We start from the raw sequence: 25,228 nt of genomic DNA on the forward strand, positions 1-25,228 counted from the left end.
TAAGATGATTTAGCTTAATGCACCTTAATTTCTTAATGGTAAAAAAGAATAAAATGTTTTATTTATTTTTCTGATTCATTTTATCAATAATCACCGCTAATAAAATTACGATACCTTTTACAACCTGTTGCCAGAAAGGGGAAACATCCAGTAAAACCAATCCGTTGTTCAAGACTCCGATGATTACAGCACCAATTACAGTTCCGGTAACTGTTCCTACACCGCCGGAAAGCGAAGTACCCCCAATAACTACCGCTGCGATAGAATCCAGTTCGTAACTCATACCGGCATTAGGTTGCGCTGAATTTAATCTGGAAGTAACCAAAACACCACCAACAGCTGCCATCATTCCGGCAATTCCATAAACAGCCAGTTTGATTTTATTGATGTTAATTCCCGATAAAAAAGCGGCTTTTTCATTCCCGCCAATAGCATAAATATAGCGTCCGAAAGCGGTTTTATTGGTTAGAAAAACCACAATTAAAACCATAATCAGCGAAATCCAAACCGGAACAGGAATGCCTAAAATCCAGCCCGAACCGATAAATTCGAATTTTGGACCTAAGTTTGAAATCGGAATTCCTTCGGTATAAAGCATCGTCAAACCGCGAGCAATGGTAAGCATTGCCAAGGTTGCGACAAAGGGCGGAATGGCAAATTTGGTGATGACCCAGCCATTGAATAAACCCAGCAGCATTCCGATAAGCATGGCGGCCACAATGGCGCCTAAAACCGTAAATCCAACAAATAAATCCATAGATTCAAAGGAAAGTCCGCTTTTTAATAAACCGGCACAAACGGCTGCTGAAAGTCCTAAAACCGAACCTACGGATAAGTCAATTCCGGCCATCAAAACCACTAAAGTCATTCCGACCGAAATGCACACATTCACAGAAATTTGTCGCAAGACATTCCAAAGATTGGTGCTGGTCATGAATTTATCTGAAAGCAGACTAATGAATAAACACAGGAGGAATAAGGCAATCAATGATTGCGATTTTTTGATAATAGGGTGGTTAATAGAAATATTCATAATTATTCAGGTAAGGCTGATTTTAATAATTTGTCTTCGTTGGCTTCTGCGGCTAAGTAGGAAGCTTTTATTTTTCCTTCGGCCATGACTAAAATCCGATCTGAAAGCGCGAGGATTTCGGGAATTTCTGAAGAAACTAAAAGAATACTCATTTGGTTGGCAGCGAGTTCTTTTATCAGGTTGTAAATTTCGTTTTTAGCATTAATATCAATACCGCGTGTTGGCTCATCCATCATTAAAATTTGCGGATTGGTTGCGAGCCATTTTGCCAAAACTACTTTTTGCTGGTTTCCGCCGCTCAGGTTTTGGCACAATTGCGTTTCGGAAGGCGTTTTAATACGTAGTTTTTCAATATAATCTTTGGCGGAAGCCTTGTCTTTTGTATTGTTCAAAAGTCCTAAAGCCTTTAAATTGGTCAGGCTGATATTGGACGAAATATCCATTCCTAAAACCAAACCTTCGGTTTTGCGGTCTTCGGTTACAAAAGCCAGTCCGTTTTCGATAGCGTTTTTTGGTTTTTTATGAATGCTTTGGCTGCCATTAATTTCGATATCAAATTCGCTGTTGGCAGGATGCATCCCAAAAATAGTTTCCAAGAGTTCCGTTCTTCCGGCGCCCATAAGTCCAAAAATCCCCAGAATTTCTCCTTTTTTCAATTCAAAAGAAATGTCCTGAAGTAATTTTCGACTTTTATTATTCGGATTGATGAGGTTGAGGTTATTTACTCTTAAAATAGCATCTTCAAAATGGTTTTCGGAAGTTTTCTTTTCGATAAGCACTTCGCGACCTACCATTTTCCGAATCAAATCCTGTTCGGTAGTGGCTTTCATTTCGCCGGCATCAATGGTGTTTCCGTCTCTTAAAACCGTGTAACGTTCGGCAATACGAAACAATTCGTCCATTTTGTGCGAAATGTACACGATGGTTTTATTTTCGGTTTTTAACTGGGCGATGATGCGATGTAAATTATCAATTTCCTTATCACTCAAGGCCGAGGTAGGTTCGTCCATCAAAATTATTTCGGCATTGGACAATAATGCTTTGGCTATTTCTACCAATTGCTGTTCGCCCACTTTTAGTTTTTGTACCAGAGTTTTCGGGCTGACGTGCAATTGGATTTTATCGAAAATAATTTGGGCTTCGGCTTCCATTTTTTGGGTATCCAAAAGTCCGAAAGCGGTTTTGATTTCTCTTCCTAAAAATAAATTTTGGGTTACATTTAATTCCGGAATCAGGTTTAATTCCTGATGAATAATGGCAATTCCGGCATTTTGTGCTTCTTTGATACTTGAAAAGCGAACGGTTTCTCCGTTCAGTTTAATTTCGCCTTCGTATTCGGTATATTCGCCGGTAAGGATTTTTAACAGCGTCGATTTACCCGCACCGTTTTCTCCTAAAATAGCGTTCACCTGAGCCGGGTAAAATTTAAAATTTACCTGATTCAGCACTTTTACGCCCGGGAATTCTTTGGATATATTAACTGCTTCTAACAACTTACTGACGTTTTATTTGAGATGGAATTACGGTAATGTCTTTAAATAAACTTTGTTTTTTGCTCAGTTTGATGGCTCCCGAAAAGGAAACACTGTCGCCAATGCCTACTTTTTTGATTGCATTCGGGATGACTTCGTTTCGGATGATATCATTTAAGGATTCGGAAACTTTGTTAAACTGCGCATTGGTTTTAAAATCGGTTAGTTTTACCAAACCGGAGGCATCGCGAATAGCATTTCCAAAAATGTATTTGGTATCAATATAAATCACGCCGTTTTTTGCATCGGCAATGGTGTACAATCCGTCTTTGATGTCGATGATTTTTCCGGTGCTCTGAATCATAAAATAAGCCGAATTTCCTATTCCCAAGCGGTTTCCGTATTTTTTAAAGGCTGTTTCCGGATTGCTTTGTATCATGGCTATTAAATCCGTCAGGGCAATATTTTTTTTGCTTTTTAAAATGCCTTTGTAATAAATGGAATCGGCATAAGCCTTGAAATCAAAATTTTCTTTGTTAGCGTTTTTAACATCGCTTAATTTTTTGAAATAAACCGAATTATAGCCCAAAACTGCCAGCAGTAAAAGAACTAAAAGAATTACATACTTTTTTTTCATGCTTAATAGTCTTTAATGTTTGACGCATTGACTAACTCAACTTCAACCGGAACTCTTTGCGGGAAAACACGTCTTCCTTTAAAGTATTCATCGGCATATTGCGCTGCTGTTTCGGCCATTACTTTTGGGAATTGCATGCCGGTAGCTACAATTTTCTTTTCACGGATTTTTTCAATCACATCGCTGGCTCCATCAAAACCGAAAATTTTAACTTTATACGCTTTTCCGGCTGCTTGTAAGGCCTGGAAAGCCCCCATAGCCATAGCATCGTTGCCACAAAAAACAGCATCAATGTCCGGATTAGCCTGCATGATGGTTTCTAAAACTTCCATCGCTTTGTTGCGGTCGAAATTCCCGCTTTGTTGTGCTACCATTTTCAGATTTGGGAATTTATCCACTACCGAATGAAATCCGCCCGAACGTGCCCAGGTGTTGTTGTCGCCCACTAAGCCCAGGATTTCGACATAATTTCCTTTTTCTTTCAATTCTTTCACAAACTCAATTCCGATGGAAACACAGCCCGAGTAATTGTCCGAAAGAATTTGGCTGGTAGCCGCATCATCGGCATTGATTTCACGATCCATACAAAAAACCGGAATTCCGGCCGTTTTGGCTTTCAGAACATTCGAAATGGAACCGTCCGAATCGGTTGGGTTCAATAAAATGGCATCGTAACCTGAGGAAATCAAATTTTCAAAATTGTCTGATTCTACCGCCGGATTGTTTTGTGAATCAAATATTTTGGCTTCATAGCCTAATTTTTCAGCATTTTTTGCTGCCGATTCGGCCAGCATTACAAACCAGGGATTGTTGAGAGTAGATACTACAACTGCTATTTTAGGTTTTTCGTTTTTGTCTTTTGAAGAACAGCCAAACACTAAAATCAAAGTCAGGAGGAGCAGAGAAAGCTGTTTTATTTTCATAGCTAACTTTTTATTGGTTTTTCAATGGTCTTGGTTGGTTGATATTGGTTTATACTTTAATAGCAATTTGTTTTTTATAATCATTTTTCGTCAGTTTGAGCGATTTTCTCCCGAAGCAGAGCGTAAGGAAGAAAATTTTATCGAGAACAAGAAAAATGTCATTAAAAACGGTTCTCGTCCCGATAGCTATCGGGATTTTTTGTTCCGTTGCACTACACAAAAAACACTCGAACTGACGTTTTTACTAAATTTTAATCACATTTTATTATGTTTAAAGCTGTGTTTTTTAATCCTTCAGCCGAGATACCATAATGGTTGAATATTTCAATTTGCGAACCTGAAACGGTGTGGTCGTCCGGTAAGCCTACGATTTTAAATTTATTCCTAAAACCATTCTGGAACAATAAAGAAGCTACTGCTTCGCCTAAACCGCCGTAAATAGAATGTTCTTCAACGGTAATGATTGGTTTGCTATTAGCAGCTGAGGCTAATAAAAGTTCGTTGTCCAATGGTTTGATTGTGTGAATACTTACAATTTTACAGGAAATATTGTAATCTTTTTCCAGTAATTTAGCGGCTTCTACACAAGGTAAAACGGCTTCTCCGGTAGCCACAAAAGTTAAATTAGTTCCTTCCTGAATAACACGACCTTTGCCGATTTTGAAATCTGTTGCGTTTGCATTCAGGTTTACCGGCATATTTTTTTTACCAAAACGCAGGTAAACCGGACTTTTCATTTCGGCTGCTGCTTTAATGGCTTCGGCGGTTTCAAAATTATCGGCAGGAGCCACAACAGTGATGTTATTTATAGCTCTCAAAACCGCATAATCGTGCAAACTGTGGTGGGTAGTTCCCAAGGCTCCGTAGCTTACTCCGGCACTGATTCCGATTAATTTTACCGGATTGTCCGAATAAGCGACGTCGTTTTTAATTTGTTCCAAAGCTCTGGCGGTCAGGAAACAGGCAGGGGAGACCGCAAAGGCCTTTTTGCCCATGCTGGCTAATCCGGTGGCAACACCTACCAGATTTTGCTCGGCAATACCCACTTCTACAATTTGTTCCGGATATTTTTGTCCAAAAGGCACCAGTTTTCCCGAGCCACGAGAATCGCTTGTTACGACCATTATATCTTTATCGCTGGCAGCTAAATTTTGAAGTACTTCTGAAAAAACTTCTAAATTAGCTGTTGCAGTTGCTTTTGTTTCTTCCATTATTCCTTAGTTTCAAGTTCTTGTAATTGCTTGTCTAATTCCTCCATAGCCAGTTGGTATTGCTCTTCCGAAGGAACTCCATGGTGCCATTTCAGGACATTTTCCATATAGCTGATTCCTTTTCCTTTGGTGGTATGAGCTATGATAAAACTTGGTTTTCCTTTTTCCAATGGCAGTCCTTTCAGGGTTTGAGAAAGTTTTTCAATATTATGTCCGTCCACATGTTTTACGGCCCAGCCAAAGGATTCCAGTTTTTTATCGATAGGTTCTAAACCTAATACGTCTTCATTAGCAGCGGTAATTTGCAATTTGTTGTAATCCAAAATAGCGCATAAATTATCCAGATTGTAATGAGCTGCAAACATCATCGCTTCCCAATTCGAACCTTCTGCCATTTCGCCATCCCCTAAAATGGTGAAAACTTTTACCGGAGAATTGTCTTTTTTGGCAGCTAATGCTGTTCCGGCACAAATAGGCAAACCATGTCCTAATCCGCCGGTGTTTTGTTCAATTCCCGGGATGGATTTGGTTGGGTGTCCAATGTAAGGAGAGTTGTATTGGCACAGCGTCAATAAATCTTCCTCCGGAAAGAATCCTTTGTCGGCCAAAACCACATACAAAGCTTCGACGCTATGACCTTTACTTTGTATGAATCGGTCTCTGTCGTTCGAGTGAAAATTTTCCGGAGAAACATTCATCACATCGTTGTACAATACATTCAGAATATCTAAAATAGACAAACTTCCTCCTGTATGACCTGCCTTCGCATGATAGATGTATTTGAGTACTTTTTTTCTGTTCTCAAGGGATTTTCGTTGTAATTCCGCTATATGCATGTTGATTGTTTTTAGTGTTTGTAAACTTCCCACCCCATGTAATTTCCAAGGGCTTCTTCCAGAATGGCTGCTGTTTTGGAAGCATTCATAACGACATGATGTTCGAAACCATTTTTGCAAACGTATTGCATTAATCCCTGTAAATCCGGTATTTGAGCTACGGCTCGGTTACCAAAAGTATTGAGTTCGTCGTTTGTCAATTCGCCTTCGCCAATGTACACTTTGATAATTCCTTTTGGGTCATCGGTACTGATACGGCCATAAGTTAATGGCATGGCTGGCGTTCTTCCGTCCAAAGCGCCATATGTATTTTCAACCCCAACAGAAGTTCCTAAAATGGGTGCATTACTCAATTGAATATCCGGCAAGAAGGATTTAGCCCAGTTTCCACAGTGGAAGAGCACACATTTTTCAGGATCGTCGGCGTAGTTGTTGTTCCAGTCCACCAAGGCACTCGGAGAACCCGAAGCCAATTGCATCGCATACATACTCAAAGTTCCGGTTACGTCCACTTCACAGGCACTTGGCAACATGTTTTCGCTCATGATACTCATGCTGGTACACACGTTACAACCATAATTTTGCTGTAAAGAAGTCCAACATTGGATAGCAGTGGCATCCAGAGCATATTCTTCCATGTATTCTTTTAAAACTACATCCAGTTTGGCAATTTGAACCATCGCCTCGTTTGGAGTTTTGCCCTGAGCAACGTAGGCATTGATAGATTCTAAATGTGCTTTAACTTTAGTATCCTCAGCGGTTAATTTATTGGCTTTCCCTAAGATTTCTGATAAGTCGAAAGTGGTTACGCTGATACCGTGTCTTTGTAATATTTTTTCAGAATAACGAACGGTGTTAAAAGCTCCCGGTCTGGCTCCGATTGCACCGATACGAACATTACGCATCCCTTTTACCACACGACAAACAGCTGTGAAATCCAATAAGTCTTTTTGGAAAATTGGGTCAGACGGACTCATGACATGCTGAGAAGTCAACGAATATTTAATGCCGTATTGGTATAAGTTGTTGCAAACCGAAATTTTCCCACACCAGGAATCACGACGGTTAACCACATTCATTTTTGTCAATTCATCCGGATAGGCCTGAATTAAAACCGGAACGTTTAAATTGGCTAATTTCAAAGTGTCGGCAACACCTTTTTCGTCTCCGAAATTAGGAAGCAATACCAGTACTCCCATAATTTCTTCCTGGTGTTTTTTGAATAAATCCGCGCATTTTTGTGCTTCTTTATAGGTTTCTACACCGCCCAGTTTGGTAGCGTTACTGTCTAATAAAATAGGTTTGATGTTTAATTTTTCAAACACTTCAATGATTTCAATTCTCGCTTTTTCGACTAAACTGTCCGGAAAAAAATCTCTGTTTCCTATAATTACTCCTAATGTTGATGTTGCCATTTTATGAATTCTTTAGTTTTATTTTTTAATTTTTTGTTTTTATTTCAATCAGGAAACAATGACTTCTATTTCATTGTCTCTGAATACTTCTTTGTGTTTTTCTTCGATGTCTCCATCGGTAATGATGTAATCAATTAGGGATAAGGCACCCAGACTGGCTAAAGCACTTTTACCAATTTTAGTACTGTCGGCTACCAAATAAGTGACTTCGGCTGCTTCAATCATGGCTTTTTTAACTACTAAATCGCTAATACTAGGATAGGTAAGTCCTGATTTTAAGGAAATTCCGGCTGTGGCCAAAAATAATTTTTGCACATTGAGTCCTTTGAAAAAGTCAGCGGCTTTTTGTCCGGTTAAGGATAATGTAGGCGGTTTAAATTCGCCTCCGGTCATAATTACTTCAATGTCAGGGTCGGTTCCTAACAGCAAAGCAATGTTTAACGCATTGGTAATTACTGTTAATTGCTTGTTCCCTTTAAGTTTTTTGGCAATTTCAGTGGTTGTCGAACCGGAATCCAGAATGATGGTGTCTCCGTTTTCAATAAATTCCAGGCATTTCTGGGCGATTGCCGATTTTTGTTCTAAATTTTCCTGACGCTGAAGCGAAAAGCTTCTTACTTGATCTTCAACGTTTTTGATACTTGCTCCTCCGTGTTCTTTTAAAATTAGCCCCTCACTTTCTAATTTTTCAAGATCCTGACGAATAGTTACTTCGGTAACTTTAAACAGACGGGCTAAATCAATAACTTTAGCAAAACCGTCTTCTTTTAATAAATCGAGAATTTTCTCTCTTCGTTGATTGGGTAACATAAATTGTTTTTTCTTTTTGTGTTAGTGTGAAAACAAATATAAAAGAAAATAAACGAAAGAAAAAGAAAATAAAAGTTAATTTTTGATAGAACGAATTAAAATTTAAGAAGCTATTTTGTTATTCGAAAAAAATAAGGGTTTTTATTGAGGTTTTTTATTGTCTACAAGATTGCAAAGCTTTCAGGTTTTGTTTAGTATTCGCCGCAAACTTGTCATGCTGACGAAGGAAGCATCTCAAGAAGGAAATTCGAATTTTTCTTATTGTTAAGGGTACGGATTGTATCTCGAAGCTTCGCGACTGCATTAACGTTTGTGTGTATATCGGCGTGATTGGGTTTTCATAGCTTTAGTTTAGTGAGATTGCCACGCTATCGCTCGCAATGACTTAGACCACTTAATATGTCATACTGACGAAGGAAGCAATCTTATCCAGTAATTTCAATTTTTTTATGAAAACCGGTAAGGATTTATGTTTAGTAAACCCCGTTGCAAACGCTATGATTTATCTATTTATGTAAGTAGGCACTCGTTGCAAACGAGCGCCAGATGGTAGTGATTCTTTAGTTTTTATTAATAATCATTGAAATTTTCATCATCCCAAATTTTTTGGACTAAATATCTTTTACAAAAGTTGTAATGCTTTATTATTCCTTTTTCAGGATTTCTATTGTATTTGAAAATCCAAATTTCGTTACCGACTATTTTTATTCTACGAAATTTACGATCACCGCAAGCATCACTTGAACAAATCTGAATGGAAGATTTCTTTAAAATCACTTTTCCTTTAGTATCAATTATTCGGTCGATAGTATTTACTTTTTTGTGAGCTAATTTCCAAAAAATGAATTTTCGTGGCTTCTCAATTCTTTCGGTTTTTAAAGTGAGTTCTTTGATAAAACATTCTTTTTTATTTCGGATAGTGTCCAAAGCAGTGTTTATATTGTTTGTTCCAAATGCGGAAAAAGAATAGAAATTTAAAAAGATTGCTATTAAAACTATTGTTCGCATTTTCTTCTTTTGCCAATGAATAAGTATAATAAAGAACCTATAAATGGAACCAAAAGAACCACTAAAATCCATATAAGTTTGTCATTATGGAGAAACTTATTTTTTAAAATATCGATTAAACAATAAATCCAAAGTCCAAGAGATAAAAAGATTATTATTTGCCAAAACATTAGCCCAATTGAGAAATCATTAATTACCTTATCCATATTTTTATTTTTTCTGTATACTTATTAAAATTTTTAGTCAATTTTCACTAGCACTCCTTGCAAACGAGTGCCAAGTGGGAGTAACAATCAATCCTAATCAGGATTTTGCTACTTTAATATAGCACATATCCCAACAAAAATAGAAATACTATTTTTATTACAAAAGATAAGAGAGTAGTAATTTGCGGTAAAGAGTCAAGAAAAAAAACTTAACTCATCTTTTTCAGCTTAGGAATGTCTTTCAGGATGATTTTTTTTCCTTTTAATTCAATTAAGCCTAATTTGTTAAAATCAGATAATAGGCGGATGCAGCTTTCGGTAGCGGTACCAATCATGCTGGCGAGTTCGTCGCGGCTAAGTTGGATTTTTAAGGAATCGTCTTCGTTTTTGCCAAAAGTATCCTGAAGGTAGAGCAGGGTTTCAGCCAGACGTTCTTTTACGGTTTTTTGAGCCATGTTTACCATTTGGCTGTCGGCTTCTTTCAGGTCACCGCAAATGGTACGCATCACATTCATAGAAAACTGGTTGTTTTTGTCAAAAAAGCCCATGATTTCACTTTTCGGAATAAAACAAACCTGCATGTCTTCGAGAGCAACGGCACTTAAATTCACGGGTTCTTCACTTATCATCGAACGTTGCCCTAAAAGTTCTCCTTTGGTCACCAGTTTTACAATATGATCTTTCCCATTCTGACTCAATTTAGTCAATTTGCAAACGCCGTCTTTTACGCAAAAAATGCCATTGACATTTTCGCCTTCTTCAAAGATCACTTCTCCTTTTTTTACTAAACGGGAAGTCTTGCATTCGGCAAGTTTGACTAATTCCTCTTTGTTTAGTGCTTTCAGAGAGCTGAATTCTCTAACGATACATTGTTCACATTTGCTCATTTTGAATGAATGATTTGATTATTTACAAAATTAAGTATTTATATGACATATATCATATTTTAAGTGTTATTCCTTTAAGAATTTTGCATTAGGTAAAATGAGCAAAGTTATGGATACACAAAACTGTTTCCATTGTGGTTTAGATATTGTAAAAGAAGCTGAAATATTGTTTGACCAAAAGACATTTTGTTGTGCCGGTTGTAAAACGGTTTACGAAATTTTTAGTCTGAACGATTTGAGTTGTTATTACGATTTTGAAAAATCACCAGGAGCAAGTCCGCAGGACATAAAAGGAAAATATGATTTCTTAGAAAATGAAAACATCGTTTCGAAATTATTGGAATTTCAAGAGGCTACAACCGCTATTGTTTCACTTAGCATTCCTCATATACATTGCAGCTCTTGTATTTGGATTCTGGAAAATTTACAGCGTCTTCAAAAAGGAATAAGCAGTTCTCAGGTTAATTTTCCGGAGAAAAAAGTACGTATTATTTATAATCCCGCCGAAGTTTCGCTAAGTACTATTGTGTATTTGCTCGGATCTATTGGTTACGAACCTTATATTAGTTTAAAGAATTACGAAACACCTCAAACCAAAACCGACAGAAGTCTGACCTATAAATTAGGCGTGGCTTTCTTTTGTTTTGGAAATATCATGTTGCTTTCGTTTCCCGAATATTTTGAGGTAAAAGAATTTTGGCTGGACAATTACAAACCGTTTTTCCGCTGGCTGATTTTTGCTCTGTCGCTGCCTTCTTTTTTGTACTCCGGAAGCGGTTATTATGTTTCGGCTTACAAAAGTATCCGGTCTAAAATGTTAAACATCGATGTGCCCATTGCTTTAGGGATTATCGTGATGTTTATCCGAAGTGTAGTTGATATCATTTTTGATTACGGTTCTGGTTTTTTTGACAGTTTGACCGGTTTAATTTTCTTTATGCTTTTAGGAAAAATGTTCCAAATTAAAACTTATAGTTTTTTAAGTTTTGAAAGGGATTTTAAATCCTATTTTCCGGTTGCCGTTACCCGGATTAATGCCGACAGTTCTGAAGAAAGCGTTCCGGTTTATGATATTCAAAAAGGCGATCGATTATTGATTCGAAATCAGGAATTGATTCCGGTGGATGGAATTTTAATAAGTGATAATACCGCTATCGATTACAGTTTTGTTACCGGAGAAGCTATTCCGATAAACAAAAAATCCGGAGATAAAATTTTTGCCGGAGGAAAACAACTGGGTAAGGTAATTGAAATGGAAGTGCTGTTTTCGGTTTCCCAAAGTTATTTAACCCAATTGTGGAGCAATGATGTTTTTCAGAAAAAAGTAACACAAAAACACAAAAGTATTACCGATGCCATCAGTCGTTATTTTACGGTGGTTTTGCTGCTGATTGCTTTCGCGGCTTTTGGTTATTGGATTTTTATTGATATCAATAAAGCTTTCAATGTTTTTACCGCGATTTTAATTGTGGCCTGTCCTTGTGCATTGGCCTTAACGGCTCCGTTTACTTTAGGGAATATTCTGCGAATTGTAGGCAAGCAAAAATTCTATCTCAAAAACGCATTGGTTATTGAACAATTAGCCAAAGTGGATACGCTGGTTTTTGATAAAACCGGAACCATTACTTCTAATGCAGCATCAAATATTTTTTATGAAGGGAAGCCTTTTACGGAAGCTAATTTGGTTCGAATCAAATCAGTGTTGCGGGGTTCTAATCATCCGTTGAGCAGGATGTTGTATGATATGTTGCCGGAAGCGGGCAAAATAACCATTAGCGAATTTGAAGAAATTACCGGAAAAGGAATTCAGGCGCGGGTAGTGGGGAGTTTGGTAAAAATTGGTTCGGCTGCTTTTGCCGGAATGCCGGAAGAACAGCAGAGTTTACAAACTTCGGTACATATCCAAATTGACGGCGTTTATTTTGGGAAATATATTTTTAAAAATCAATATCGGGACGGATTAGAGCTTTTGTTTAAAAGTTTGCATAAAGAATACCAAATCAAAGTTTTATCAGGCGATAATGAAGGTGGAAAAACAGCTTTGAAAAAGCTTTTACCAGCGGGAACCGAATTGGTTTTCAATCAAAAACCGGAACAAAAACTGGAATTTATCAAACAATTACAGGATTCGGGCAAAAATGTAATGATGGTTGGTGACGGACTGAATGATGCCGGAGCATTGGCACAAAGTGATGTGGGCGTTTCGATTTCTGAAAATGTGAATGTTTTTTCTCCCGCCTGCGATGCTATTCTGGAAGCGGGACAGTTTCAAAAATTGCATTATTTCTTAAAACTTTCTAAAAAAGCCATGAAAGTAATCAAGATGAGTTTTGGTTTGTCTCTGTTGTATAATGTGGTAGGGTTGAGCTTTGCAATAACAGGCCATTTGGATCCTTTAATAGCCGCGATTTTGATGCCTCTGAGTACGATTACTATTGTGAGTTTTGTGACTTTAATGAGTAATTATTATGCTAAGAAGTTAGAAGTTAGGGGTTATGAGTTATGAGTTATGAGTTGGAAAAACTTGGCGAATCTTTGCGAATAATCTTTGTGTCCCGATAGCTATCGGGATTGCGGTAAAATAAAAATAGTTTGTATGATAAATGTCATATTTTCTCTAAAATGTCTAAAGTAATTTTGTTAACACAAATTTAAGGTATGAGTGTCATTTATTTATTAATCACCATTAGCATTTTCGTGGCTATAGCGTTTTTAATTGCCTTTTTTATGGCAGTTAAAAGCGGTCAGTATGATGACGATTATACGCCATCGGTCAGGATGCTTTTTGACGACGAAACAGCCAGGACGCAAAGCAGAAATCACAAGGCAAAGTCCGTTAATCAGAATACAACAACGAATTCTGAAAAAGAGTAAAGCAATAATTTTTAAATCATTTTAATTTTAATATATGGAAATGCAACAGTTTTATTACGACAACAAAATTGTTAAAAAGTTCATTTACGCTACCATTGTTTTTGGAGTAGTCGGGATGACGGTCGGACTTTTATTAGCTATCTTATTTTTATTCCCAAACCTGACTGATGGTTTTTCCTGGTTGAGTTTTGGTCGTTTAAGACCTTTGCATACCAATGCTGTAATTTTTGCCTTTGTTGGGAATGCGATGTTTGCGGGAGTATATTATTCTTTGCAACGTTTGTTAAAAGCCAGAATGTACAGCGACTTTTTGAGTAATCTTAACTTCTGGGGCTGGCAATTGATTATTGTGGCTGCCGCGATAAGTCTTCCGTTAGGTTACACTACTTCAAAAGAATACGCCGAATTAGAATGGCCTATAGATATTGCAATAGCGCTGATTTGGGTAGTTTTTGGTATCAACATGATTGGAACTATCTTAAAAAGAAGAGAGCGTCATTTGTATGTAGCCATTTGGTTTTACTTAGCAACTTTTGTTACGGTAGCAGTGTTGCATATTTTTAACAGTTTGGCTTTGCCGGTTTCTGCCATGAAAAGTTACTCTGTTTACGCTGGGGTTCAGGATGCTTTGGTACAATGGTGGTACGGACACAATGCGGTGGCTTTCTTCCTGACCACTCCGTTCTTAGGTTTAATGTATTATTATATTCCTAAAGCGGCTAACAGACCGGTATATTCTTATCGCTTGTCTATTGTACACTTTTGGTCTTTAATTTTCTTATACATCTGGGCGGGACCACACCATTTATTGTATTCTGCTTTGCCTAACTGGGCGCAGAATTTAGGAGTTGTTTTCTCAGTAATGTTGATTGCTCCGTCTTGGGGAGGTATGATTAACGGATTGTTAACTCTTCGTGGTGCCTGGGATAAAGTACGTGTAGAGCCGGTGTTGAAATTTTTTGTAGTGGCAATTACCGGTTATGGAATGGCAACTTTTGAAGGGCCAATGTTGTCTCTTAAAAATGTAAATGCTATTGCGCACTTTACCGATTGGATTATTGCTCACGTACACGTGGGAGCCTTAGCCTGGAACGGATTTATGGCTTTTGGTATCATTTATTGGTTGATTCCGCGAATGACTAAAGGACCGTTGTACTCTTTGAAATTAGCCAATGTGCATTTTTGGTTAGGAACCTTAGGAATCATTCTTTATACACTGCCATTGTATGTTGCCGGATTTTTACAGGCGTCCATGTGGAAACAATTTAATCCTGACGGAACACTGACTTATGGTAACTTCTTAGAAACCGTAACTCAAATTATTCCAATGTACTGGATGAGAGCCGTGGGAGGAACTTTGTATGTTACCGGAATGCTAATTTTAGTGTATAACATTTATCAAACGGTAAAAGCGAATAATGTTGTAGAAGACGAATTAGCCGAAGCTCCTGCTTTACAAAGAATAAGCAGCGCCCGATTAGCCGGTGAAAAATTCCACCCTTGGTTAGAAAGAAAACCTATTCAATTGACCATTTTAGCTACTGTAGCGATTTTAATTGGAGGTATTATTCAAATTGTGCCAACGATTATGGTAAAATCGAATATTCCAACGATTAGCAGTGTAAAACCTTATACACCATTAGAATTAGAAGGACGTGATTTGTATATCCGTGAAGGTTGTGTAAGCTGTCACTCTCAAATGGTTCGTCCGTTTAGAAGTGAGGTAGAACGTTACGGACCTCAGTCTAAAGCCGGAGAATTTGTGTACGATCATCCATTCCTTTGGGGATCTAAACGTACCGGACCGGATTTGTTAAGGGTTGGAGGGAAATACAACGACAACTGGCATTTTAACCACATGTGGTCTCCTCAAAGTACATCTGCCGGTTCTATTATGCCGGGATACAAATGGTTGTTTGATAATAAAGCATTGGATATTTCGGATATCGAAGGAAAAATGGAAGTGATGCGAAATTTAGGGGTTCCTTATACAGACTCAGATATTGCAAATGCGCAAAAAGCCATAGAAGCTCAATCTCAGGAAATTGAAAACAGCCTGCATGCTGATCCTGATTTTGTAAAAAGTTATGACGAAAGCAAAAAGAAAGCAGCAGCGAGAGGAGAGGAATTTGTTCCAATGAAAAACAGAGAAATTGTAGCCCTGATTGCTTACATCCAAAGATTAGGAACGGATATTAAAGTGAAAACGAACTAGTAAAAAGAAGTATCATGTTTGAACAAATAAAACACAACATGGAAACCATCGCGGGAGTTGCGATTTATCCAATAGTATCCTTATTGATTTTCTTTTTCTTCTTCATGGGATTAGCGCTTTGGGTTTTTACCTATAAAAAAGATAAAATCAAAGAGATGAGTCAGATTCCGTTGAAAGACAGTTTGTAGTATAATTTCAAAATAAACAAAATGAAAAAAATAATTCCAGCATATGTAAGAGTACCGGTGATTTTCTTCCTCATTTTTGGTGCTATCGAATATTTTATTGACTCCGGAGACCGGGCGGCTTTTATCAAATACCCAATGGTTGACGTTATTTTATTGGTGGTATTGTTGTTGTTAATTGCTATTGAAATGGTGATTAAAGCGGCTGACAATATTGTGTACCAATTGTTACCGGAAGAAGAAAAAGCCCGATTAGCAGCCGAAGAACAATTGCCATTAAAAGAATCGGCATGGTTTAAAAACCTGATGAACAAGCTTACCCGTACGGTTCCTATCGAAAATGAAGCCAGCCTGCTGATGAATCATGATTACGATGGAATCAAAGAATTAGATAATAATTTGCCACCCTGGTGGGTGTATTCTTTCTATGCCTGTATTGTTTTTGCCGCTATTTATTTAGTGCGTTACGAAATGCTGGGAGCCGATAATCAGGAAATGGAATTGAAAAAAGAATTGGCTCAGGCCAAAATTGAAGTGGCGGAGTACATGAAAAATGCACCTGATTTAATGGACGAAAAAACGGTTACCCAACTAACGGATCCTGCCGATTTAGCAATAGGAAAAACAACTTTTGAAACCAATTGTGCCGCCTGTCACCGCGCTGATGCCGGAGGGCAAATTGGTCCTAACTTAACCGATGACAACTGGATTTTGGGTGGCGGAATCAAAAATATTTTCCACACCATTACTAACGGTGGCCGTGACGGTAAAGGAATGATTTCCTGGAAAGGAACTTTGAAACCAAAAGAAATTCAAAAAGTAGCCAGCTATATTATGTCTTTAAAAGGCAGTAATCCTAAAGATCCAAAAGCGCCGGACGGTGAAATTTGGGTTGAGGAAGCAACAAAATAAAAATTTTAAGCCATTAGGGAATTATGAAGATTTGGCTCATGGAATTCTAATACATAATTCCTTAATGGTAAAAATAATCTAATGTTTTTAGATTAAAAATCACAAAAAAAATGTCAAAATTAGCCGACGAAACATTTAGTCACGAAAGCTTTCGGGACAGCATTGGAACAATTGACAATGAAGGAAAAAGAAAATTTGTTTATCCTAAAAAACCATCCGGAAAATTTTATAATTACCGAAAGGCACTGAGTTATGTTTTGTTGTTAATTCTGGTTGCTAATCCTTTTATAAAAGTAAATGGCAATCAGTTTATGATGTTCAATATTCTGGAGCGTCGTTTTAACATCTTCGGATTTCCATTCTGGCCACAGGATTTCTATCTTTTTGTGCTCTTTATGATTATCGGAGTAGTGTTTGTGATTTTGTTTACGGTTATTTTCGGGCGTATATTCTGTGGCTGGATTTGTCCGCAAACTATTTTCCTGGAAATGGTTTTCAGGCGGATTGAATATTGGATAGAAGGTGACCGTGGTGCTCAGATGCGATTGGCAAAACAGGAATGGAATGCCGAAAAAATCAGAAAGAAAGCCTTGAAAGGGACGGTATTCCTGTTGATTTCTTTTGGGATAGCCAATATTTTTCTGGCGTATTTGATAGGAAGTGATACTTTGATTGCGATGATTGAGGATAATCCGTTAAATCATTTGAAAACGCTGATATCATTGGCCATTTTTACCGGAATCTTCTACTTTATTTTTGTTTGGTTTCGTGAACAGGTTTGTATCATAGCTTGTCCTTATGGAAGATTACAAGGAGTCTTGTTAGATAATAAATCCATCAATGTAGCTTATGATTTTGTTCGAGGCGAAAAAGAAGCCGGACGTGCCAAATTCAATAAAAAAGAAGATCGTGCTTTAACCGGAAAAGGCGATTGTATCGATTGTCGTCAATGTGTGAATGTTTGTCCTACCGGAATTGACATTCGAAACGGAACGCAGTTAGAATGTGTCAATTGCACCGCCTGTATTGACGAATGCGACAGTATTATGGAAAGCGTGGGCTTGCCTAAAGGTTTGATTCGTTATGCTTCGGAAGATGAAATTGAGAAAAAAGCACCGTTTAAATTCACCACCCGAATGAAAGGTTACACCGCTGTTTTAGTCATTTTGGTTGGAATGTTAGTAGGGCTGTTGTTTTTACGCACCGATGTCGAGGCACTTATTTTGCGATTACCGGGACAGTTGTACCAGCATAAAGGAGAAAATATCAGTAATGTGTTTACTTATAAAATTATCAATAAAACCAACGATGATTTTAATGATATTCATTTCAAATTGAAAGATATCAAAGGGAACCTGAAAGTAGTAGGAAAGCAAACTTTAAAAGTACCTAAACAAGGGATGAGCAGCGGAACTTTATTTATTGAAATCAATAAATATTTGCTGGAAAGCGATAAAACGAAATTAAAAGTAGAAGTATATAACGGCGATAAAAAAATAGAAACCACCAGTACGAGTTTTTTAAGCCCGAGAAGTTTTGATTGATAAAGAAAGAGAAAGGTTTACTTCAAAAAAAATAAGACGATGAAAAGAATCAATTGGGGAACAGGATTACTAATAGCCATAGCGTTGTTTGTGAGCTTTATATTATATTTTGTGATAAAAGTACAATCCAATTCAAAGTATGATAATGAATTGGTTGTGGAAGAATATTACAAGCATGACGCCCGTTTTCAGGAAGAAATGGAGCGTGTTCAAAATGCTCAGGATTTGAAACAAAAACCAATCATAACCAAAACCGATGCGGGAATTACTATTGAATTTCCGCAGGAGTTTACACCGAACCAAATTACAGGAACAGTGTCCCTTTACCGACCGTCTAACAAAAAATTAGATTTCGACACTCCGATTTCGTTATCTAATCCAACTTTGCTCATACCTAAATCAAAATTGGTAGGCGGTCAATGGGACATTAATATGGAATGGCAATATGCCGGAAAAAAATACTTAACAAAAGAACCGATATATATTCAGTAAAAAAAGTTATGAGTTGTGAGTTATGAGTTTTTGTAGATTTTAAAAACTTCTAACTTCTAACTCCTGACTTCTCCCGATAGCTATCGGGACTCCTAACTTCAAGAATGATGCTTTACACCGCTTTGATATTTGGATTACTAAGTAGTTTTCATTGCATTGGGATGTGTGGTCCTATAGCGATGATGCTGCCTGTGGATCGAAATAATCCGGCAAAGAAAGTAACACAGATTATTACCTATCATTTGGGGCGGATTGCGGCTTATGCCGGTATCGGTTTTATTTTCGGATTGTTAGGTAAAGGTTTTTTTATGGCGGGAATGCAGCAAAAACTGTCTGTTATTATTGGAATTTTAATGATTGCAGCCATCGTAATTCCCGAAAGAACATTTGCTAATTATAATTTTTCAAAACCAATTTTTAGAGGAATTTCTAAGTTAAAACAGGTTTTAGGAAATCAGTTTAAGAAGAAAAGTTATCAATCTCTTTTTACGATTGGTTTGCTAAACGGATTTTTGCCCTGCGGAATGGTTTATGTGGCTTTGTTTGGCGCTATTGCGATGCAAAGTAGTGGTTTAGGAGTTTTGTATATGATTTTGTTTGGATTGGGTACCGTTCCTTTAATGAGCAGTGTGGTTTATATTAATTCGTTTTTAAATTTGGCTACCCGCAATAAAATTCAAAAAGCCATCCCTTATGTGGTCGTGGTTATCGGGTTGTTGTTTATTCTCAGAGGATTAGGTTTGGGGATTCCTTATGTGTCTCCTTCCACGATGAGTTTGTTTGTACAGGCTAATCCTGATTGTCATTGAGTGATTTTAGTTTTAAATAGTTTTTAGATGAAAAAAGACGGTTTTACCAAGTGTTGAATCGTTTTTTTTATTTGCATCAAATTCTAATTTGTATTGAAAAATTAATAAAATATTGGCATTTACATCAAAAGATTGTTTTTAATTTTATAGTAGGTTATTGTTGAAAGGATAGCGGTAAAACCCTTTCTATCGTTGCGATAGCCATAGTATTAATTAAAAATTTCAATCATGACAGAAGAATTCACAATCATAGAGAAAGAAGATATTGCTTCTCTAAAATTTCCTGCTACAGATGTACTTGATGATGACGGCGAGGTAAAAACCCGAATAAGCGAAATTAACCGGGCTTTGTCATTAGGTAATTTGGAGCATTCAAAAATTAAAATTTTCTTTGAAGACAACGAATCTAAAAAAATTGTAAATACCACCGTGTGGGCGGTAACCGATAAAAATGTTGTTTTAAAACAAGGCGTGGTTATCCCAATTCATCGCATCTACAAGTTGTTTTAGTGATTTAACTGTCATCTTAAAAGCCCAATAAAAATCTTATTCCGAATGTTTTGGGATAGAAAACGGCGCAGGTCTCCACGGAGTTTGCGCCGTTTTTTATTGCTGTTGCTGCGATTTTTTAGTTTGGATTTATTTCCAAATTCTAAAATTCAGCCTGAATTGTTTTTTTTCAATCAGGGCAAACCAATCGATGAAAAGTAAGGCTGCAATGAATAATAGACTAAGTACTAAACTGAGAATGGAATTCCAGGAGAGCGCCTCATTTAGGATGTCGTCGATGCCTTCGGAGGCAAAATCGCCCAAATGTACGGCAATTGTATCACTGATAAATTTGCCAACAAAAAAAGCCGGAATAATTTGAATGGGTTTTAGCCTTGCCATTCCGGCAGCTAAAAATAATGGTGTAGTAGGCAGGGGCATCAATGAATAAGTCAGAATTACCATTTGGCTTTTCCAGCCTTCTTCGCTTATTTTTTCGCCTAAAAACTGTACTTCTTTGTTTTTTTGAGGTTTGAATATCTTGTCGGCCAGTAACGGAATGTACAAAGTAAGGGTGTAGCGTCCCGCAATAGAACCCAATACTCCCAGAATAATAACCCACCAGGTATTTAAGTCAAAGAGTATTTTTAGGGTTACCATTATGGTAAAAGCAGGCGGAAACGGAAACGGAACAACATCAAACAGAAAAGCTCCTAAAAAAACGAGTAGATATTGCCACCACATAGTTGTTAATTTACAAAAGTCAGATTGGTCAGCACTAATATGCGGAAATAAAATGACTTTAGCGCTCTTTGATTTCAAAAAAGATTAGAAATTTCGAAGAGAACGTTCTTGAACAAAAATTTTAAAAAGGAGGTGCTTATTCTTTTTGGTTTACCAAATAATTCAGCTCTATAACACCACAGTCAAAAGTGTGGCTGCCGATGAGTTGGAGCGCTGTTTTTTCTTGAACATCTTTAAACAACGGAATTCCTTTTCCCAGAATAACCGGATTTACAAAAAGCCAGTAACCGTCAATTAAGTTTTGCTGTATCAGTGCGTGAGTAGCGGTTGGGCTGCCAAAAAGCAAAATATCGTTAGGAGTTTGTTGTTTTACAGCATTAATTTCTTCCGAAAGGTGTTCGCTGATAATGGTGGTGTTGGCCAGCTTTACATTTTTTAAGCTTTGAGACAAAACCACTTTATGCACTTTGCTGTACCATTTGGAATGTTCTTTGTCGTGTTTGCTCGCATTGGGTTTATCGGCGGCGGTAGGCCAGTAACCTTCCATCATTTCATAGGTTTTTCGACCGTACAAAGCAGTATTTCCGGTGCTGATGCGTTTGCCTACAAAATCAAAAATTTCGTCATTTATTTTAATCCAGTCCATTTCTCCGTTTGGTCCGGCTACAAAACCGTCGAGTGAGATATGCATAAATGAAATTATTTTTCCCATGATGCTGCTTTTTAAAGTTGGTTTTAAAGATAAGCAAATTTATATTAACCGCCGGTTGCAATGCTGTTCATGTAGTAATTAACACAATGTAACAGGGTTAGTAAAAATAGTTTGCTGTTGCCCAATTGTTCAAAAACCGGAGTTGTTTCGATATGATAATCATAGCTGAATTTACTCCATTTAAAATCGGTTTCAGCCACCAGTAATTCGGTTTTTTCGGTATCAATCAAGGTGAATTTATTACTGAACAAACCTTTAAGTTTGAGTAAATAGGTTGTTTCTTTTGTATCAAAAAAACATTTGATAAGGATGCCTTTCCAACCCATTTTGAACTCCAGTAAAGTATTTTGATTACTGTCTTTCAGTTCAATTTTCGAATCCCAAAGATCTTTGGATTTTAGTTCGTATTTTGAACCATCCGCGAGTAAAATGTCTGCGTTGAAAGAATACCATTTGGAGTAAACTAAAGCTCCAATTTGTTGGTCGTCTGAGGTCAGATTAAAATTGTGAGAATTAATCGAATTGGCTTTATAGTGTCCCATTTTTATTGTTCTTAAAAGCTTAGAAATGCTATTTTGTTGCAAGCCAACTTTTCTAAGTTCTACTTTTACTCAAAAATAGGAATAAAAAAAAGTGATTGTTATTAGGACAACCACTTTTTTTAGATTTTATTTTTGTACAAAACCGGAAGGCAAAGCTAATAATTGGTACTGAATGGTTTTGGCTAAACGATAATCTCCCAGTGCATTAGGATGCAGTCTGTCTGTATCTTTATTATGAAAATATTGCAAATGCGATTCCGCCATAGGGAACAAACCACTGCTTGAATACAAATCGATTAAAGGAACAGCCCAATAGGAAGCCTCCTGTTTTAGTATTTCTATATAACTATCGATATACAAACCCTGTTCGTTGCAAAAGTTTTCGTCCGGTTGCACGTTTTTGTCATTAAACTTAGCATATCCTCTGTGAATAGGCGTCATGATAATAATTTGCTGCTCCGGAAAATTGTTTTTCAAGTAAGACATCGCCTTATTAATTCTTCCGCAAAAGGTCGTATCGTTGAAGATAGGTGTGCGGTATTTACGGCTTACTTCCTTGCCGTTAAAGTTGGTTTGTTTTGTCGTTTCAGTAAAAAAGTCACCAATAGGAGTGCCGTGCATGTAATCATTTGTTCCGGCAAAAATGATGATGGCATCCAGATCTGTTCCTTTTTCGGCTTTTAGTTTTTCGGCTTGTTTGTAAATGTGATTCCATTGATTTCCGCTGATGCCGTACACAAAAGACTCTATTCCTAACAACTCATTCAGGTATTCCCAGTACACATAAGTAGTTCCCACTCGGCGTTTATCGGTCATGGAATCTCCCAAAAAAGCGACCTTTTTGCCCTGCCATTGCGATTGCAGTGTTTTTTCGGTTTCGGTTAGGGTTACTTTAGGAGCAACGGCTGTTTGTTGTGCGAATCCTTTACAACTAATTGTTAGTAATAGTAAGTAACTGAATTTGATGAGGTGTTTCATTTTTTTGTTTTTATTTTTATTTTTTTAGAGAGTAAATAATAGATGCTCTACGAAGTTGTTATTCTAATCTCATTAAATCAAAATACATAAACCGATGTTTTTCATCTTTGTCAGATTCTAAAAGAAATATAAAATCATTCTTTTGATACATTGCAATTTGTTTGGGTTGATTATAAGCGTCTAAGATTAACAAGCGGCAGGCAGGTTTGTGTTCAATGAAAGTCCAGCCTTTAATAAAATCTAATAGCTGATGGGATAAACCATTCTTTTGATATTTTTTGTCAATTCCCAGTCTGGTGATTTTTACGGCAGGATATTGTCTGATTCTTTTTTCATTTGGGAGTTTAATTTTTCTATGTAGTTTATTCCAAATAGAATTTTCGTATCCCAAATCATTTAAACAATCATTGGATATAGAAAAGAAGGCAACTATTTCATTGCCTTCTTTGAATAAATAAGTATTTGTGATTTTTTCGTTTTGAAAATTTTTAGAATCTTCAAGAAGGAATTCGTTTATTTCATCATCATTACAGTCAAAACTGTCTAAAATTTCATCTTCGTTTAATAGAGAAAAAGCGAAATCTGATAAATCCATTGATTATGCTTTTTTTGCCATTACTTTACCTACCAAGGCAAAAATTTTAGCTTTTTTAGCTTCTGAAATTTTATTTGTTTTACTGGTAGATATGACAGCATTGAATCTCTCAGATTCTTTTCCTTTTACTACAGGAGTAATTTTAATTGTTGTTGCCATAACATTAAATTTTATCTAAAATAGACTTTTCTCTGCAAAAATACAAATTTTATATTATACTCTGTTTAAGCATTTTCAGTAACAATTACTTTAGGAGCAACTATTGTTTGTGTGCCAATTCTTTAGTACTGATTACTAATAAGAGTAAGTAACTGAATTTGATGAGGTGTTTCATTTTTTTGTTTTTTTATAGCGATTTTTGCTTTTAGAGGGGGATTTTTTTATTTTTTTCGTTTGTAATGCAATTGTATTAATCCCGTATCAAATGTTTTTGCTTTTACAAATTCTAGTAATTGTTCAGGACGCCCGTCTTTAAATAATCTGGTTCCATTCCCTAATAAAACAGGAATGACAGAGATAATAAACTCATCAATCAAGTCATTTTTTAATAGTTCATTAATTACTTCTGCACCACCATCACAATATATGTTTTTCCCATTTTCAGATTTTAGTTGTTCTACTAAATCGGTCAGTTTACCTCTGTAAAAAGTCGTTCTGCCAACACTTGGTCTTGAGGTTCTTGTTATAACATATACCTCTCTTTGTCCATTGTCATAATGAGAAGAACCAATTTCTTTAAGCACATAATCATAGGTTTTTCTGCCAATAATCAAAGTATCGATTGTATCTGTGAATTCTTTATAACCATAATCTTCGCCTTCCTTTTCAACCAGTTTCAAAAAACTAAGATCATCATTAGGCTTTGCAATGTAGCCATCTAAACTTGCAGCAATGAAAAGTGATATTTTTCTCATGTTTTTTTTAATATAACTAACGTTTGGCTAGTAGGTAGAGGTTGGGATTAAAAATACAATTGTTTTTCTGTTAAAACTAATTTGTGTAAATACAAACTCCCTTTGAAATCGTTTTAAAAGAGGTTGAAACGGTATCGTTAAAAAAAAATCAATCCAAAATTGGGGTTGTCCAACAGCTACCGCTGTTGTGCGAAGGTTATTATTTTTTCTCAAACCAAGGGTTGTAATACTCTTCTACTCTGTAATAAGGTTTTCTTTCTTTTTTGATTTTCAATTTTCCATTCTTATCTATTTGAAATAACTTCCCTTTCTTGTAAAATAGTTTCTTGAAAATATTTCCAGTTTGTTCGCCTGAGGATTCTGGCCAGTATATTTCGTTTAAATTCTTCGCGACAATGAGATTTGGCTTTTTAGTGGACGATAATATTAATGAATCTTTTTTTCCAGGAATTCTTAATGTATCATATATTAGAATTGGATATAGATAAATGGTGTCATTTTTCATTTTCCAATTTCCTTTTGACCATCCTGAATAAGTGTCGAAATAATAATTATATTCATAAGTATAGTCAGAATTGAGCGTGATATCACCTCCAAATCTTTTGTATTTTCCGACAACTTCACTTTGTGAAATTATTTGAAATAAGAGGATTAATATGATTATATTTATTTTCATACTTTTTGCATTATTGTGTGACTTTCGTATAACTTAATATATAGCCCAAACAAACTTTCGTATATATATAGATGGACAGACGATTTTTTTTTTTGTTTAAAAGGTTGTG

28 protein-coding genes are annotated in these 25,228 nt (G+C 36.5%); 9 read left to right on the plus strand and 19 right to left on the minus strand.

The features are described from left to right. Positions 1-58 precede the first annotated feature (58 nt). The 11 genes from B6A10_RS13350 to B6A10_RS13400 form a co-directional block, all read right to left on the minus strand. Positions 59-1,033 carry an ABC transporter permease gene (locus B6A10_RS13350; RefSeq protein ID WP_055092838.1) on the minus strand — a complete coding sequence of 325 codons (975 nt, stop codon included), beginning with the start codon at positions 1,031-1,033 and terminating at the stop codon, positions 59-61. Between the two features lie 2 nt (positions 1,034-1,035). Next, positions 1,036-2,526, minus strand: coding sequence for a sugar ABC transporter ATP-binding protein (locus tag B6A10_RS13355; RefSeq protein WP_188221263.1), 1,491 nt, complete (start codon positions 2,524-2,526; stop codon positions 1,036-1,038). A gap of 1 nt (position 2,527) precedes the next feature. Beyond that, entirely contained in the window at positions 2,528-3,142 is a 615-nt protein-coding gene (locus B6A10_RS13360) for a DUF2291 domain-containing protein (RefSeq protein WP_188221264.1), read from the minus strand. Between the two features lie 2 nt (positions 3,143-3,144). Then, the gene (locus tag B6A10_RS13365) at positions 3,145-4,065 is read right to left on the minus strand and encodes a D-ribose ABC transporter substrate-binding protein (protein ID WP_055092831.1); all 921 of its coding nucleotides are present in this window, start codon (positions 4,063-4,065) and stop codon (positions 3,145-3,147) included. Positions 4,066-4,316: 251 nt separating this feature from the next. Beyond that, on the minus strand, positions 4,317-5,276 hold the full coding sequence (locus B6A10_RS13370) for a transketolase family protein (protein WP_188221265.1): 960 nt from the start codon (positions 5,274-5,276) through the stop codon (positions 4,317-4,319). Further along, on the minus strand, positions 5,276-6,112 hold the full coding sequence (locus B6A10_RS13375) for a transketolase (RefSeq protein WP_055092826.1): 837 nt from the start codon (positions 6,110-6,112) through the stop codon (positions 5,276-5,278). The genes B6A10_RS13370 and B6A10_RS13375 overlap by 1 nt, the downstream gene beginning before the upstream one ends. Positions 6,113-6,123: 11 nt before the next feature. After that, entirely contained in the window at positions 6,124-7,527 is a 1,404-nt protein-coding gene (locus B6A10_RS13380) for an L-fucose/L-arabinose isomerase family protein (RefSeq protein WP_188221266.1), read from the minus strand. 48 nt (positions 7,528-7,575) lie between these two features. Then, entirely contained in the window at positions 7,576-8,337 is a 762-nt protein-coding gene (locus B6A10_RS13385) for a DeoR/GlpR family DNA-binding transcription regulator (RefSeq protein ID WP_055092822.1), read from the minus strand. A 570-nt stretch (positions 8,338-8,907) separates the two neighbouring features. Further along, a complete protein-coding gene (locus B6A10_RS13390; RefSeq protein WP_188221267.1) occupies positions 8,908-9,345 on the minus strand; it encodes a hypothetical protein in 438 nt (145 codons plus the stop codon). Then, positions 9,333-9,551, minus strand: coding sequence for a PLDc N-terminal domain-containing protein (locus B6A10_RS13395; protein WP_188221268.1), 219 nt, complete (start codon positions 9,549-9,551; stop codon positions 9,333-9,335). The genes B6A10_RS13390 and B6A10_RS13395 overlap by 13 nt, the downstream gene beginning before the upstream one ends. A 209-nt stretch (positions 9,552-9,760) precedes the next feature. Beyond that, positions 9,761-10,438, minus strand: coding sequence for a Crp/Fnr family transcriptional regulator (locus B6A10_RS13400; protein WP_188221269.1), 678 nt, complete (start codon positions 10,436-10,438; stop codon positions 9,761-9,763). Positions 10,439-10,547: 109 nt separating this feature from the next. Here B6A10_RS13400 and B6A10_RS13405 point away from each other — a divergent pair, with 109 nt between their 5' ends. The 9 genes from B6A10_RS13405 to B6A10_RS13445 all read left to right on the plus strand — a co-directional run bounded on the left by B6A10_RS13405 (position 10,548) and on the right by B6A10_RS13445 (position 19,979). After that, on the plus strand, positions 10,548-12,944 hold the full coding sequence (locus tag B6A10_RS13405) for a heavy metal translocating P-type ATPase (RefSeq protein ID WP_188221270.1): 2,397 nt from the start codon (positions 10,548-10,550) through the stop codon (positions 12,942-12,944). 152 nt (positions 12,945-13,096) lie between these two features. Further along, complete coding sequence (gene ccoS, locus B6A10_RS13410; RefSeq protein ID WP_188221271.1) at positions 13,097-13,312, plus strand: cbb3-type cytochrome oxidase assembly protein CcoS; 216 nt, start codon at positions 13,097-13,099, stop codon at positions 13,310-13,312. 34 nt (positions 13,313-13,346) lie between these two features. Next, the gene (ccoN, locus tag B6A10_RS13415; protein ID WP_055092809.1) at positions 13,347-15,527 is read left to right on the plus strand and encodes a cytochrome-c oxidase, cbb3-type subunit I; all 2,181 of its coding nucleotides are present in this window, start codon (positions 13,347-13,349) and stop codon (positions 15,525-15,527) included. Positions 15,528-15,541: 14 nt separating this feature from the next. Further along, positions 15,542-15,715: a cytochrome c oxidase subunit IV gene (locus tag B6A10_RS13420; protein ID WP_026713875.1), complete on the plus strand. Its 174-nt coding sequence runs from the start codon at positions 15,542-15,544 to the stop codon at positions 15,713-15,715. A 21-nt stretch (positions 15,716-15,736) separates the two neighbouring features. Further along, a complete protein-coding gene (locus tag B6A10_RS13425) occupies positions 15,737-16,624 on the plus strand; it encodes a cbb3-type cytochrome c oxidase N-terminal domain-containing protein (protein WP_188221272.1) in 888 nt (295 codons plus the stop codon). A gap of 110 nt (positions 16,625-16,734) precedes the next feature. Then, the gene (ccoG, locus tag B6A10_RS13430) at positions 16,735-18,168 is read left to right on the plus strand and encodes a cytochrome c oxidase accessory protein CcoG (protein ID WP_188221273.1); all 1,434 of its coding nucleotides are present in this window, start codon (positions 16,735-16,737) and stop codon (positions 18,166-18,168) included. Positions 18,169-18,207: 39 nt separating this feature from the next. Further along, the gene (locus B6A10_RS13435) at positions 18,208-18,660 is read left to right on the plus strand and encodes a FixH family protein (protein ID WP_188221274.1); all 453 of its coding nucleotides are present in this window, start codon (positions 18,208-18,210) and stop codon (positions 18,658-18,660) included. 107 nt (positions 18,661-18,767) lie between these two features. After that, a complete protein-coding gene (locus B6A10_RS13440; protein ID WP_188221301.1) occupies positions 18,768-19,469 on the plus strand; it encodes a sulfite exporter TauE/SafE family protein in 702 nt (233 codons plus the stop codon). 228 nt (positions 19,470-19,697) lie between these two features. Further along, positions 19,698-19,979: a hypothetical protein gene (locus B6A10_RS13445; protein ID WP_055092802.1), complete on the plus strand. Its 282-nt coding sequence runs from the start codon at positions 19,698-19,700 to the stop codon at positions 19,977-19,979. A gap of 129 nt (positions 19,980-20,108) precedes the next feature. On the opposite strand, the gene B6A10_RS13450 is transcribed toward B6A10_RS13445, so the two are convergent. From B6A10_RS13450 to B6A10_RS13485, 8 genes are all read right to left on the minus strand, one after another. After that, positions 20,109-20,780: an SNARE-associated domain-containing protein gene (locus B6A10_RS13450; protein ID WP_238929407.1), complete on the minus strand. Its 672-nt coding sequence runs from the start codon at positions 20,778-20,780 to the stop codon at positions 20,109-20,111. 58 nt (positions 20,781-20,838) lie between these two features. Continuing rightward, the gene (locus B6A10_RS13455) at positions 20,839-21,414 is read right to left on the minus strand and encodes a dihydrofolate reductase family protein (RefSeq protein WP_188221276.1); all 576 of its coding nucleotides are present in this window, start codon (positions 21,412-21,414) and stop codon (positions 20,839-20,841) included. A 44-nt stretch (positions 21,415-21,458) separates the two neighbouring features. Then, on the minus strand, positions 21,459-21,956 hold the full coding sequence (locus tag B6A10_RS13460; protein WP_188221277.1) for a hypothetical protein: 498 nt from the start codon (positions 21,954-21,956) through the stop codon (positions 21,459-21,461). Between the two features lie 126 nt (positions 21,957-22,082). Beyond that, positions 22,083-22,934, minus strand: coding sequence for an SGNH/GDSL hydrolase family protein (locus B6A10_RS13465; RefSeq protein ID WP_188221278.1), 852 nt, complete (start codon positions 22,932-22,934; stop codon positions 22,083-22,085). Between the two features lie 58 nt (positions 22,935-22,992). Then, on the minus strand, positions 22,993-23,529 hold the full coding sequence (locus B6A10_RS13470; RefSeq protein ID WP_188221279.1) for a GNAT family N-acetyltransferase: 537 nt from the start codon (positions 23,527-23,529) through the stop codon (positions 22,993-22,995). A gap of 3 nt (positions 23,530-23,532) precedes the next feature. Next, a complete protein-coding gene (locus B6A10_RS13475; protein WP_188221280.1) occupies positions 23,533-23,688 on the minus strand; it encodes a hypothetical protein in 156 nt (51 codons plus the stop codon). Positions 23,689-23,909: 221 nt separating this feature from the next. Next, the gene (locus B6A10_RS13480; protein WP_188221281.1) at positions 23,910-24,443 is read right to left on the minus strand and encodes a dihydrofolate reductase family protein; all 534 of its coding nucleotides are present in this window, start codon (positions 24,441-24,443) and stop codon (positions 23,910-23,912) included. A gap of 199 nt (positions 24,444-24,642) precedes the next feature. After that, positions 24,643-25,119: a hypothetical protein gene (locus B6A10_RS13485; protein WP_188221282.1), complete on the minus strand. Its 477-nt coding sequence runs from the start codon at positions 25,117-25,119 to the stop codon at positions 24,643-24,645. Between the last annotated feature and the right edge of the window lie 109 nt (positions 25,120-25,228).

It is taken from the genome of Flavobacterium pokkalii, assembly GCF_014596575.1.
GTDB classification, from domain to species: domain Bacteria; phylum Bacteroidota; class Bacteroidia; order Flavobacteriales; family Flavobacteriaceae; genus Flavobacterium; species Flavobacterium pokkalii.

Bases quoted from the DNA above. Each gene is read 5' to 3' on its own strand.
- B6A10_RS13350 (WP_055092838.1), bottom strand. From the start codon at position 1,033: ATGAATATTTCTATTAACCACCCTATTATCAAAAAATCGCAATCATTG.
- B6A10_RS13360 (WP_188221264.1), bottom strand. From the start codon at position 3,142: ATGAAAAAAAAGTATGTAATTCTTTTAGTTCTTTTACTGCTGGCAGTT.
- B6A10_RS13365 (WP_055092831.1), bottom strand. From the start codon at position 4,065: ATGAAAATAAAACAGCTTTCTCTGCTCCTCCTGACTTTGATTTTAGTG.
- B6A10_RS13370 (WP_188221265.1), bottom strand. From the start codon at position 5,276: ATGGAAGAAACAAAAGCAACTGCAACAGCTAATTTAGAAGTTTTTTCA.
- B6A10_RS13375 (WP_055092826.1), bottom strand. From the start codon at position 6,112: ATGCATATAGCGGAATTACAACGAAAATCCCTTGAGAACAGAAAAAAA.
- B6A10_RS13380 (WP_188221266.1), bottom strand. From the start codon at position 7,527: ATGGCAACATCAACATTAGGAGTAATTATAGGAAACAGAGATTTTTTT.
- B6A10_RS13385 (WP_055092822.1), bottom strand. From the start codon at position 8,337: ATGTTACCCAATCAACGAAGAGAGAAAATTCTCGATTTATTAAAAGAA.
- B6A10_RS13390 (WP_188221267.1), bottom strand. From the start codon at position 9,345: ATGCGAACAATAGTTTTAATAGCAATCTTTTTAAATTTCTATTCTTTT.
- B6A10_RS13395 (WP_188221268.1), bottom strand. From the start codon at position 9,551: ATGGATAAGGTAATTAATGATTTCTCAATTGGGCTAATGTTTTGGCAA.
- B6A10_RS13400 (WP_188221269.1), bottom strand. From the start codon at position 10,438: ATGAGCAAATGTGAACAATGTATCGTTAGAGAATTCAGCTCTCTGAAA.
- B6A10_RS13405 (WP_188221270.1), top strand. From the start codon at position 10,548: ATGGATACACAAAACTGTTTCCATTGTGGTTTAGATATTGTAAAAGAA.
- ccoS (WP_188221271.1), top strand. From the start codon at position 13,097: ATGAGTGTCATTTATTTATTAATCACCATTAGCATTTTCGTGGCTATA.
- ccoN (WP_055092809.1), top strand. From the start codon at position 13,347: ATGGAAATGCAACAGTTTTATTACGACAACAAAATTGTTAAAAAGTTC.
- B6A10_RS13420 (WP_026713875.1), top strand. From the start codon at position 15,542: ATGTTTGAACAAATAAAACACAACATGGAAACCATCGCGGGAGTTGCG.
- B6A10_RS13425 (WP_188221272.1), top strand. From the start codon at position 15,737: ATGAAAAAAATAATTCCAGCATATGTAAGAGTACCGGTGATTTTCTTC.
- ccoG (WP_188221273.1), top strand. From the start codon at position 16,735: ATGTCAAAATTAGCCGACGAAACATTTAGTCACGAAAGCTTTCGGGAC.
- B6A10_RS13435 (WP_188221274.1), top strand. From the start codon at position 18,208: ATGAAAAGAATCAATTGGGGAACAGGATTACTAATAGCCATAGCGTTG.
- B6A10_RS13440 (WP_188221301.1), top strand. From the start codon at position 18,768: ATGCTTTACACCGCTTTGATATTTGGATTACTAAGTAGTTTTCATTGC.
- B6A10_RS13445 (WP_055092802.1), top strand. From the start codon at position 19,698: ATGACAGAAGAATTCACAATCATAGAGAAAGAAGATATTGCTTCTCTA.
- B6A10_RS13455 (WP_188221276.1), bottom strand. From the start codon at position 21,414: ATGGGAAAAATAATTTCATTTATGCATATCTCACTCGACGGTTTTGTA.
- B6A10_RS13460 (WP_188221277.1), bottom strand. From the start codon at position 21,956: ATGGGACACTATAAAGCCAATTCGATTAATTCTCACAATTTTAATCTG.
- B6A10_RS13465 (WP_188221278.1), bottom strand. From the start codon at position 22,934: ATGAAACACCTCATCAAATTCAGTTACTTACTATTACTAACAATTAGT.
- B6A10_RS13470 (WP_188221279.1), bottom strand. From the start codon at position 23,529: ATGGATTTATCAGATTTCGCTTTTTCTCTATTAAACGAAGATGAAATT.
- B6A10_RS13475 (WP_188221280.1), bottom strand. From the start codon at position 23,688: ATGGCAACAACAATTAAAATTACTCCTGTAGTAAAAGGAAAAGAATCT.
- B6A10_RS13480 (WP_188221281.1), bottom strand. From the start codon at position 24,443: ATGAGAAAAATATCACTTTTCATTGCTGCAAGTTTAGATGGCTACATT.
- B6A10_RS13485 (WP_188221282.1), bottom strand. From the start codon at position 25,119: ATGAAAATAAATATAATCATATTAATCCTCTTATTTCAAATAATTTCA.